We start from the raw sequence: 10,841 nt of genomic DNA on the forward strand, positions 1-10,841 counted from the left end.
ACCCCCGCCCATCCGGACTAGTCCCATCCGGCCACCCCGAACCACCCGAAGTGACAGTGCAGTTGAGCTGCACCGTCCGGGCGGGTGACGCGTCATGGGCGGAGTGGAAGCGCTGCGGCGAAATCCCTGCGGATTGTCGCCGGTAGGGCAACACTGGGATGCGACCGATCGATACGGGGGCGGTCATGAACACCTCTTCACACCGCAGGCCACTCAACTCGACGCAGCGAAAGAACCCCTCCATGTGCCAGCACCAGCCACCCTGCCCGACAGCCGACTCAGCCGACCGGGAGGCCGCCCGCCAGGTGGCACACCACCCGGAGCAGGGCTGGAGCCTGCTGTGCAACGGCGTCCTGCTCTTCGAGGACACCGGTGAGCTGCTTCCGGACGGGCAGATCATCGCCCCGCACAGGCCCCTGGCGGCGAGCCGGGTGGTCAAGGCCGCCTGACCGGCCGGGTACGGAAAAGGGGCCGGCCCGGAGTGTCTCCGCACCGGCCCCGACGCGTGTCCGCGTCACACCGCTCCGATCACCTGATCAGTTGTCGTACTCGTCCAGGGGCGGGCACGAGCAGACGAGGTTGCGGTCACCGAACGCCCCGTCGATGCGGCGCACCGGCGGCCAGTACTTGTCGGCGGCCGAGACACCGGCCGGGAACACCGCCTCCTCGCGGCTGTACGCGTGCTCCCACTCCCCGCCGAGCGCGGCGGCGGTGTGCGGGGCGTTGGCGAGCGGGTTGTCGTCCGCGCTCCACTCCCCCGACGCCACCTTCTCGATCTCGGCACGGATCGCGATCATCGTGTCGCAGAAGCGGTCCAGCTCAGCGAGGTCCTCGCTCTCGGTCGGCTCGATCATCAGCGTGCCGGCGACCGGGAACGACATGGTCGGCGAGTGGAAGCCGTAGTCGATGAGCCGCTTGGCGACGTCGTCGATGCTGACGCCGGTCGCCTTGGAGATCGGCCGGAGATCCACGATGCACTCGTGCGCCACCAGACCGGCCGGGCCGTTGTACAGGATCGGGTAGTGCGGTTCGAGACGCTTGGCGATGTAGTTGGCCGCGAGTACGGCGACCTGCGTCGCGCGCTTCAGCCCCTCGCCACCCATCAGGCGTACGTACGCCCACGAGATGGGGAGGATGCCGGCGGAGCCCCAGGGGGCCGCCGAGATCGGTCCCACGCCGGTCTCAGGGCCCGCCGCGGGCTGGAGCGGGTGGTTGGGCAGGTACGGCGCCAGGTGCGCGCGCACACCGACCGGACCGACGCCCGGGCCGCCACCGCCGTGCGGGATGCAGAAGGTCTTGTGCAGGTTGAGGTGCGAGACGTCGCCGCCGAACCGGCCGGGCTTGGCCAGGCCGACCAGGGCGTTGAGGTTGGCGCCGTCGACGTAGACCTGGCCGCCGGCGTCGTGCACCTCGGCGCAGATGTCGGCGACGTGCTCCTCGAAGACACCGTGCGTCGACGGGTAGGTGATCATGAGCACGGCCAGCTCGTCGCGGTACTGCGCGATCTTGGCGCGCAGGTCCTCGATGTCGACCTCGCCGTCGTCGGCGGTCTTGACGACGACCACCTTCATGCCGGCCATCACGGCGCTCGCGGCGTTGGTGCCGTGCGCGGAGGACGGGATCAGGCAGACGGTCCGGTTCTCGTCGCCGTTGGCGCGGTGGTACGCGCGGACGGCCAGCAGCCCCGCGAACTCGCCCTGCGAGCCGGCGTTCGGCTGGATGGACACCGCGTCGTAACCGGTGACCTCGGCCAGCCGCTCCTCCAGCTCGCGGATGAGCGTCAGGAAGCCCTGCGCCTGCTCGGCGGGCGCGAACGGGTGCAGCGCGCCGAACTCGGGCCAGGTGATCGACTCCATCTCGGCGGTCGCGTTCAGCTTCATGGTGCAGGAGCCGAGCGGGATCATGCCTCGGTCCAGCGCGTAGTCGCGGTCGGCGAGCTTGCGCAGGTAGCGCAGCATCGCGGTCTCGGACCGGTGCTGATGGAAGACCGGGTGGGTGAGGATCGTGTCGGTGCGCAGCAGCGCCTCGGGCAGCGCGTCCTCGGTCGTGGCGTCCAGCGCCTCGACGTCCCCGTCGGCACCGAAGGCGGCCCAGACGGCGGCGACCTGGGTGCGGGTCGTGGTCTCGTCGCAGGCCACCGAGACGGTGTCGGCGTCGACCAGGCGCAGGTTGACCCCGCGCTCCCGGGCATCCGCGACGACCTCGCCCGCCCTGCCGGGGACGCGGACGGTGAGCGTGTCGAAGTGGGAGCCGGTCAGCACGTCGATCCCGGCGGCGCGCAGGCCCTCGGCGAGGATCGCGGCGTAGCGGTGGGTGCGCCGGGCGATCGTGCGCAGCCCCTCGGGGCCGTGGTAGACGGCGTACATGCCGGCCATGACGGCGAGCAGCACCTGGGCGGTGCAGATGTTGCTGGTGGCCTTCTCGCGGCGGATGTGCTGCTCGCGGGTCTGGAGGGCCAGGCGGTACGCCTTGTTGCCGTCGGCGTCCACGGAAACGCCGACCAGGCGGCCGGGCAGGCTGCGGGCGAACTTGTCGCGGACCGCCATGTAGCCGGCGTGCGGGCCGCCGAAGCCCATCGGGACGCCGAAGCGCTGCGTGGTGCCGACGGCGATGTCGGCGCCCAGCTCGCCGGGCGAGGTGAGCAGCGTGAGGGCCAGCAGGTCGGCGGCGACGGTGACGACGGCGCCCAGCTCGTGCGCCTGGTCGATCACGGGCTTGAGGTCCCGGACGGCCCCGGAGGCTCCCGGGTACTGGAGGAGCACACCGAAGACGCCGCGCTCGGCGACCTCGGCCGGGATGCCGTCGCTGAGGTCGGCGACGACGACCTCGACGCCGGTCGGCTCGGCGCGGGTCTCGATGACCGCGACGGACTGCGGCAGGGTGTCGGCGTCGACCAGGAAGACACCGTTCTTCACCTTGCCGACGCGCCGGGCGAGCGCCATGGCCTCCGCGGCGGCGGTGCCCTCGTCGAGCAGCGAGGCGCCGGAGGTGGGCAGGCCGGTCAGCTCGGCGACCATCGTCTGGAAGTTCAGGAGGGCTTCGAGGCGGCCCTGGGAGATCTCGGGCTGGTACGGCGTGTAGGCCGTGTACCAGGCGGGGTTCTCCATGACGTTGCGCAGGATCACCGGCGGGGTGAACGTGCCGTAGTAGCCGAGCCCGATCATCGGGGCGAGGACCTGGTTGCGGTCGGCGAGCCGGCGGAGTTCGGCCAGCACCTCGGCCTCGGTCCGGGCCTCCGGGAGGGCCAGCGCCTCGGTGCTCTTGATCACGTCGGGCACGGCGGCCGCGGTCAGCTCGTCCAGCGAGCCGTAGCCGACCTGGGCGAGCATCTTCGCCTGCGCCTCGGCGTCGGGGCCGATGTGGCGCTGCTCGAAGGGGATGCCCTGTTCCAGCTGCGTGAGCGGGGTGCGACGGGGGGTCATGGTGGAGGCCTCCTGGTCTGTCACGACCTGCGAGGGGCACCGCGGCGCCGGGTGCCCTGACGGCCTCCCCCTCTGTCATCTCAACCTGAGAGCTTCACCGGCACCACGCGGGCGCCGGCTTTCACCGTCGGTGAGGGAGAAGCTCCGTACGGCCCATCGGCCGCGCGCAACCCGCCCTGCTTTCCAGAGTGACCTCGTCCGTGCGGTACGGGGGCCTGAGAGATTCCGGGGAGGATTTGCTCCTTCGGCGTCCTCCGGATCGGCTCCGGACGACTCTCCCGCACGGGGTCAGCAGCCATGGCCAGCCTACCAGCGGGGTACACGACGAGAATTCTCGAGTGGCCAAGACCACGGAACTGCATTTCTGTAGTCCCTGTGGACCAGCCGCGACCCGTGTGGGAGGGACCGTGCAGACCGATATCGACCCGCGCAGCCTGATCGGCCGCAAGGCTTTCGACCGCAGGGGCACCAAGATCGGGACCGTGGACGAGGTGTACCTCGACGACGCGACCGGCGTCCCCGAATGGGCGGCCGTGCGCACCGGGCTCTTCAGCCGGGACGCCTTCGTCCCCCTGGAGCCCAGTGAATTCGTGGACGACGCCCTGCACGTCCCCTTCGAGCGGGCGCTCATCAAGGACGCCCCCGACTTCGGCGTGGGCCGCCACCTCTCCCCCGAGCAGGAGCTCCAGCTCTACCGTCACTACGGACTGGACGCGGCCCCCGGCGCACCGGCCCCGGACCGCGACTTCGGCCGGCTGGCGGGCCAGGAGGAGTAGTCCGGCGGGTCCGGGACGAGCGGCAGGGGGTCGGCGGCCCGCAGCGCGGGATCGTCCACGCGGAACGTACGCACCCGGCCGGGTGCCGTGGCGCCCGGTTCCTCGAACCGCACGGTCACCCGGCCGACCCCGCTCCCCTGCACCCAGCCGTGGCCGTGGACCTCGTGGAGCACGTCGTGCCCGGCCGGCCAGCGGCGCGCGGCCCGCTGCTCGGCGGTCCCCTCCTCCGCCCCCGGCGCGTCGTCCGCCGTGCCCGCGCGGGCCTCGGCGTCCTCCCGCGGCCCGGAGGCGTCGTCCTCCGGGAGGGCAGCCTCCCGCGCACCGGCGGCCTGGGCGAACAGGTCCTCCTGGGTGTAGTCGGCGAGCCCCGTGACGCCGACGCCGAGCAGCCGCACCCCGCCGGTGGTGTCCACGGCCTCCAGGAGCCGGGCGGCGGCCTCGCGGACGACCGCGGGGTCGTCCGTGGGCCCGCGCAGCGTCTCGGAGCGGGTCAGCGTGGAGAAGTCGTACCGGCGCACCTTGAGGACCACCGTGCGCCCCGAGCGCCCTGCGCCCCGCAGGCGCTGGACGCACCGGTCGGCCAGCCGTTCCACCTCGGTGCGCACCCGGACGCGGTCGTGCAGGTCCATGTCGAAGGTGTCCTCGACGGATACGGATTTCGCGTCGCGCTCCGCGACCACGGGCCGGTCGTCGAAGCCGGAGGCCATCCGGTGCAGCGCGGCGCCGTGCGCCTTGCCGAGCAGCCGGACCAGCTCCGCCTCGCCCGCCTCGGCGAGGTCGTCGACCGTCGTCATGCCGGCCCGGCGAAGATGGTCCGCCGTGGCGGGGCCGACGCCGGGCAGGGTGCGCACCGTCATGGGCGCGAGGTGCGCGCGTTCGGTGCCGGGCTCGATCAGGCGTATCCCGTCGGGCTTGGCCTCCTCGGAAGCGATCTTGGCGAGCATCTTGGAGCCCGCGAGCCCGACGGAACCGGTCAGTCCGGTGACCGCCCGGATGGCCTCGCGCAGTTCCCTGCCGATCTCCAGGGCGGAGGCCGTGTCGTCGGCCGTGCCGCCCGCTTCGAGGTCCACGAACGCCTCGTCCAGGCTGAGCGGTTCCACCAGCGGTGAGAGCCGGCCGAGCAGCTCCATGACCTGGTCGCTCACGGTCCGGTACAGCGTGAAGCGCGGGACCAGATAGGCGGCGTTCGGAGCGAGCCGTCTGGCCTGCGCCGTCGGCATCGCCGAGTGCACCCCGAAGCGCCGCGCCTCGTACGAGGCGGTCGCGACGACCCCGCGCGGCCCCAGCCCGCCCACCACGACCGGTTTGCCGCGCAGGCTGGGCTTCGCCGCCTGCTCCGCGGAGGCGTAGAAGGCATCCATGTCCAGGTGCAGGATGGTCGGCGAGGCTCTCACACCAGCCGATGCTGCCCTACGGCACTGACAATCGCCGTGTCGGCCCGGCCCGGGCGCCCGCGGTTCCCGCCCCGGGGCGGGCTTGTCAGGGGCTCAGACAGCCCGGTTGCGGCGGCGGGCGAGCTCGTCGGCCGGGTTGTGCCCGATCAGCGTCTCACCGGTGTCCACGCGCTCCCCGTGCAGCTGCGACAGGGCCGCGTCCACATCCCGCCAGACCACTCCGACGGCGATCCCGAAGACGCCCTGGCCGCCCTGGAGCAGGTCGACCACCTCGGCGGGCGAGGAGCACTCGTAGACCGTGGCCCCGTCGCTCATCAGCGTCATCCGCTCCAGATCCTGGAAACCGCGGGCCCGCAGGTGCTGGACCGTGGTCCGGATGTTCTGGAGCGCCACTCCGGTGTCGAGGAAGCGCTTCACGATCTTCAGCAGGACGACGTCCCGGAAGCTGTAGAGCCGCTGGGTGCCCGACCCGTACGCCGGACGGACGCTCGGCTCCACGAGACCGGTGCGCGCCCAGTAGTCCAGCTGCCGGTACGTGATCCCCGCCGCCGCGCACGCCGTGGGCCCGCGATAGCCGATGTCGTCGACCGATGCCACGCCGCCCCCCGCCACCGCAGCCGGCGCGGCCGACTGCCTGATGGTCCGGTCGGCCGTACTCCCTTGCTGCGGATACGGCGCACCCGCTGCCGTACCGTCGCCGCTGCTTCTCACGCCGACCTCCGTCCTTGACCTGCCCACTCGAAGGTAGGCAGTCACCCGGGGTGCGTCAACGATCGCCACACTCGGCACGCCGAGTGATAATCACCCTGAGGGTGGTTTCGCGTGACCGTTGACGGGGAAAGGCTCACCGGATGTGCCGGTGGCCGCCCCCGTAGACGTCACTGGCTGTTGTTCGTCCCGAAGTCCTCCGGAGAGATCTGGTCGAGGAACTCGCGGAACTTCTCCACCTCGTCCTCCTGCTCGTCGGGGATCGCGATCCCCGCGTCGTCCAGCACCCCGTCACTGCCGTAGATCGGCGTGCCGGTACGCAGCGCCAGGGCTATGGCGTCGGAAGGCCGCGCGCTCACCTCGGCACCGCCGGCGAAGACCAGCTCCGCGTAGAAAACCCCTTCGCGCAGGTCCGTGATCCGGACCTCGGTGAGCTCCTGGCCGACGGCCTCGAGCACATCCTTGAAGAGATCATGGGTCAGCGGCCTGGCCGGAGCCATGCCCTGCTGGGCGAAGGCGATCGCGGTCGCCTCGCCAGGACCGATCCAAATAGGGAGATACCGGTCGCCTCCCACTTCACGCAGGAGCACGATCGGTTGGTTGGAGGGCATTTCCACCCGGACACCCACAACGTCGAGCTCGTTCACACAGCAACCCTAGGACGTGCCCGGCAGGTTTGGGTAGTCGGGCTGGTCCGCCTTCAGTGCAGCCGTACCTGCAGAGCGGTCTGCACGAGCGCGGAGTGCAGCCGTACGGACAGCTCCGCCAGCTCCTTCGCGGTCGCCTCCGCATGCGCCCTGGTCTGCGGATTCCGGTGCCGGCGCAGCGGCGCGACCATCTGCTCGATGAGCCCGGCCTCCCGGTCGGCGGCGGCCCGTACGGCCCTCAGGTGACGAGGTTCCAGACCGAATCGGCCCAGTTCCGCCACAAGCCTGGCGACGGTGACCATCTCGGCGTCGTACCCGCCGTCCGCCGAGGGCACGACCAGGCCGTACGACTCCCAGTCGTCCAGGTCGCTCTCGGTGACCTCGGCGGCGACCAGGAGCTCGGCGCGGCCGATACGGGCGGCCGTGGCCCGGCCCGGCAGCCCGGCGGGCTCGCCGTCCGCCTGCCGCGGCTCCCCGTCGGGCGACGGCAGGGCCACCTGCTCGCCGCGGGCGAGGGCGTCCAGATGTTCGCGGATGACCTTCAGCGGCAGGTAGTGGTCCCGCTGCATGCGGAGCACCTGGGCGAGCCGCTCGACGTCCGCCGCGACGAACTTCCGGTAGCCGGAAGGGGTCCGCTGCGGTTCGACAAGCCCTTCGGCCTCCAGAAAGCGGATCTTGGAGATGGTGACCTCGGGGAACTCCTCCTGCAGTTGCAGGAGCACCGTGCCGATGCTCATCGGCCGGCCGTCGGCGGGGGTGCCGTGTCGGGCACCGCCGCTCGGTGTTCTCAGCATGGACCTTCCTGGGGTTCCCCCCGGACGGCGTCCGGGGGCGGGTCAGATGCCCCGCTGGTTCGCGTAGAAGACCAGCCGGTACTTGCCGATCTGCACTTCGTCGCCGTTGGACAGGGCGACGGAGTCGATCCGCTCACGGTTGACATAGGTGCCGTTGAGGCTGCCGACGTCCCCGACCGTGAAGCTGCCGTCGGCATTCCGCCGGAACTCCACATGCCGGCGGGAGACCGTCACGTCGTCCAGGAAGATGTCGCTCTGCGGGTGGCGGCCGGCCGTGGTCAGCTCGCCGTCCAGCAGGAACCGGCTGCCGCTGTTCGGACCGCGCCGCACCACCAGGAGCGCCGAGCCGAGCGGCAGGGCGTCGACGGCGGCCTGCGCCTCGGGCGACAGCGACGGCACGGCGGTCTGGCCGGTGGCCTCCGCCTCGTACGCCTCGAGGCCCGAGATCGAGATGGTCGACGTCGTCTCCGAGGCGCGCTCCGGGATCCCGCCCCGCAGCGGCGCACCGCAGTTGGAGCAGAAACGACTGGCCTCGGCGTTGCGGTGGCCGCACCTCGTACACACCGGCATGGACGAAGCCTCCTGGCTCGGGGCTCCGAAACCTATGCGGCCGGGACCGGCAGGGTCAACGGACGACGCGCCGGGACCGCCCGGGTAGTCACCCCCCTGGCCCGCCACCTGGTCGCGGAAGAGCGGGCGCTCCGCGCCCTGCTCGTCGGGCTGACCATGGCGCGGCGCGCGGTGACGTGCGGCCTCATCGCGGGCGCTCTTGCCGAACAACTTCCCAAACAACTTCACGGGCGATTCCCCTTGACCGAAACAGACCCGCCCGTGGGGCAGGACGAACCCTGAATGAACACACCTGCCGACCCGGACATCTTCACAACGTCCGTATCCACTCGACAGTTTCCACCACGCGCCACGATTACGATGCGGCGACCCCCCGCAACCGTCCGCTCGTGTTCCCCGACGCCCGGGCGCCCGGGAATCACTGGCCCGACGACCGAGCGTAGTCAGGCCGCTCCGCCGGTCGCAAGGCGTCCACGACAATGTCGTCGGCGCGGGCCACATGCACCGTGGCCTGCTCCTTCTCCAGCGTCTGCACGACACCCCCGGGGATGTTCAGCGCCGGTTCCAGATCCTGCGGCTTGCCGATGACCTTGAAGACGTACGGGGAGGTGATCTTGCGCCCGTCCACCTTGACGGAGCCCGCGTCACCGGAGAAGTACGTATTGGCCACCACACGGACCCCGTTGACCTCGACGGCCTCGGCGCCGGCCGCCCTGAGCTCCTGCAGGGCGTCGAGCAGCATGTCGGGCCGCACGGCGCCCCCGACGTCGTTGACCGTCATGGTGATCCCTGGACCGTGGGCCGCCACGGTCCCGGCGAGCACGCCGAGTTGCCGCTCCTTCTCGACCGTCTGCTTCCGGGCCTCCTCGGCCTGGTCGGAGCTGTTCTCCAGCTCCGTGCGCTGGGCGTCGAGGCGCTGCTTCTCGTCCTCCAGCCGCTGAGTGCGGTCGTCCACCTCGTCCAGGATGCGCACCAGGTCCTCCTGGCGCGCGCCGCGCAGGGCGTTGCTGTCGCTGTTGGACCGCACCTGGATGGCGAGCCCGAGCCCGAGGCCGAACAGCAGGAGGGCGACGATGAGTTGGGCGCGGGTCACCCGGGGCGGCCAGAGACCGGCGATCAGCCGCTGACGCCCGGTGACCTCGTGAGGGGCGTCCGTCGGGTGCTCCCCGCCGTCGTTGAATGCGTCGTTGCTCATCGGCATCAGGCCCGGAAGACGTGCCGGCGGATCGCCGCGGCATTGGAGAAGATGCGGATGCCCAGGACGACCACCACGCCCGTGGAGAGCTGGGCGCCGACGCCCAGCTTGTCACCCAGGAAGACGATGAGGGCCGCCACGACCACGTTCGAGAGGAACGAGACCACGAAGACCTTGTCGACGAAGATGCCGTCGAGCATGGCCCTCAGTCCGCCGAACACCGCGTCGAGCGCGGCGACGACGGCGATGGGGAGATAGGGCTCGACCACCGCCGGAACTTCGGGCCGGACCAACAGTCCGACCACGACTCCCACGACGAGGCCCAGTACGGCGATCACGATGTGCCCTTCCCTGTGTCTGCGGCCTTGTATGGCTGTGCTGTCCGTACGATCAGGCTCGGGGCGGCCGGCAGGCTCAGCTTCTCCTGGACGGAGATGCTGGTCCGGATGTCGAAGGTGTCCTTCAGCGCTTGCAGGTACTGGCCGTCGGCACTCTCCCGGAAGGCCGCGCCCAGCTTCTTGCCGTCCCCCACCGCGAGCACCGAGTACGGGGGCACGAGCGGTTTGTTGTCGACCAGTATGGCGTCGCCCGCGGCCCGGATCGCCGACAGGTCCGTCAGCCGCTGCCCGTTGATGGCGATGGCTTCCGCGCCGGACTCCCACAGCCCGTTCACGACGCGCTGCATGTCCCGGTCCCGGACCCGTCCGGTGTCGGAGAAGCCACTCGTCTCACGGGGCCCGCCACCGCCCTGGTCGGTGTCCTCGGCGTCGTCCACGACGACCTTGACCCCCGGCCCGTGCACGGGTGTGGCACCGGAGAGCAGCGCCACCAGCTCGCCCTGGTCTCCCCCGTGCTCCTGGAGAGCCTTGCGCTGCCGGCTGCTCACGTCGTCGCGGACCTGCTCCACCTGGGATTCCAGGGTGTCGGCCGCCGCCGTCTCGGCGTCGATACGGTCGATCAGCTCCTGCTTCTCCTTGGCCAGGACCGGCGCGGTCACCCGCGCCTGGGCGGCTCCGAGCGTGACGACCAGCGCGGCGAGGACCAGGCAGGCGGCGAGGCCGAGTTTCGCCTTGAGCGTGCGGGGCATGCCCGCACGCCCCTCCGCCGCTCGCCGTGCCGCCGCTTCGGCGTAGCCGTCGTCCAGGCTGTGCTCCATCACGTTCGTCAGCAGCAACATGGACGCGTCGGGGCGCTTGGACGGCGGGGCCGTGCTCCGACCGGGGGGCTGCTGCGACATGCCGCACATCGTCGCATGTCGCGGCGGCTTACGCCGAATGGCCCCACCGATGACCGCTCGGCCGCGGGGACAGGCGGTGCGTCCACCCGTCCCCGCGG

General features: G+C 71.4%; 11 protein-coding genes and 1 riboswitch. Of the genes, 2 read left to right on the forward strand and 9 right to left on the reverse strand.

The genetic code is table 11. From position 1 onward, the window contains the following. Positions 1–242: 242 nt before the first annotated feature. Positions 243–449, forward strand: coding sequence for a DUF5999 family protein (locus tag ACN6LM_RS21420; RefSeq protein ID WP_073969024.1), 207 nt, complete (start codon positions 243–245; stop codon positions 447–449). Between the two features lie 87 nt (positions 450–536). Here ACN6LM_RS21420 and gcvP read toward each other — a convergent pair whose 3' ends face one another. Beyond that, positions 537–3,422, reverse strand: a complete 2,886-nt coding sequence (gene gcvP / locus ACN6LM_RS21425) for an aminomethyl-transferring glycine dehydrogenase (RefSeq protein ID WP_445066983.1) — start codon at positions 3,420–3,422, stop codon at positions 537–539. A gap of 193 nt (positions 3,423–3,615) precedes the next feature. Further along, positions 3,616–3,713, reverse strand: a riboswitch (glycine riboswitch). A gap of 116 nt (positions 3,714–3,829) precedes the next feature. Here gcvP and ACN6LM_RS21430 point away from each other — a divergent pair. Further along, complete coding sequence (locus ACN6LM_RS21430; RefSeq protein ID WP_445066984.1) at positions 3,830–4,198, forward strand: PRC-barrel domain-containing protein; 369 nt, start codon at positions 3,830–3,832, stop codon at positions 4,196–4,198. Here ACN6LM_RS21430 and ACN6LM_RS21435 read toward each other — a convergent pair. From ACN6LM_RS21435 to ACN6LM_RS21470, 8 genes are all read right to left on the reverse strand, one after another. Next, positions 4,123–5,592 carry a DNA polymerase IV gene (locus ACN6LM_RS21435; RefSeq protein ID WP_445066985.1) on the reverse strand — a complete coding sequence of 490 codons (1,470 nt, stop codon included), beginning with the start codon at positions 5,590–5,592 and terminating at the stop codon, positions 4,123–4,125. The two genes, ACN6LM_RS21430 and ACN6LM_RS21435, sit on opposite strands and share 76 nt — an antisense overlap. Positions 5,593–5,685: 93 nt before the next feature. Beyond that, positions 5,686–6,303: a MerR family transcriptional regulator gene (locus ACN6LM_RS21440; RefSeq protein WP_445066986.1), complete on the reverse strand. Its 618-nt coding sequence runs from the start codon at positions 6,301–6,303 to the stop codon at positions 5,686–5,688. 167 nt (positions 6,304–6,470) lie between these two features. Further along, positions 6,471–6,947: a bifunctional nuclease domain-containing protein gene (locus tag ACN6LM_RS21445; protein WP_164403789.1), complete on the reverse strand. Its 477-nt coding sequence runs from the start codon at positions 6,945–6,947 to the stop codon at positions 6,471–6,473. Positions 6,948–7,000: 53 nt separating this feature from the next. Next, on the reverse strand, positions 7,001–7,741 hold the full coding sequence (ftsR, locus tag ACN6LM_RS21450) for a transcriptional regulator FtsR (RefSeq protein WP_445066987.1): 741 nt from the start codon (positions 7,739–7,741) through the stop codon (positions 7,001–7,003). Positions 7,742–7,783: 42 nt separating this feature from the next. Continuing rightward, the gene (locus ACN6LM_RS21455) at positions 7,784–8,647 is read right to left on the reverse strand and encodes an FHA domain-containing protein (protein ID WP_445066990.1); all 864 of its coding nucleotides are present in this window, start codon (positions 8,645–8,647) and stop codon (positions 7,784–7,786) included. Between the two features lie 82 nt (positions 8,648–8,729). Next, the gene (locus ACN6LM_RS21460; protein WP_445066988.1) at positions 8,730–9,506 is read right to left on the reverse strand and encodes a DUF881 domain-containing protein; all 777 of its coding nucleotides are present in this window, start codon (positions 9,504–9,506) and stop codon (positions 8,730–8,732) included. Between the two features lie 5 nt (positions 9,507–9,511). Then, positions 9,512–9,844: a small basic family protein gene (locus ACN6LM_RS21465; RefSeq protein WP_003970459.1), complete on the reverse strand. Its 333-nt coding sequence runs from the start codon at positions 9,842–9,844 to the stop codon at positions 9,512–9,514. Further along, positions 9,841–10,743, reverse strand: coding sequence for a DUF881 domain-containing protein (locus ACN6LM_RS21470; RefSeq protein WP_445066989.1), 903 nt, complete (start codon positions 10,741–10,743; stop codon positions 9,841–9,843). Before ACN6LM_RS21470 ends, ACN6LM_RS21465 begins: the two co-directional genes overlap by 4 nt. Positions 10,744–10,841: the final 98 nt, after the last annotated feature.

Source organism: Streptomyces sp. SAS_281 (assembly GCF_052542855.1).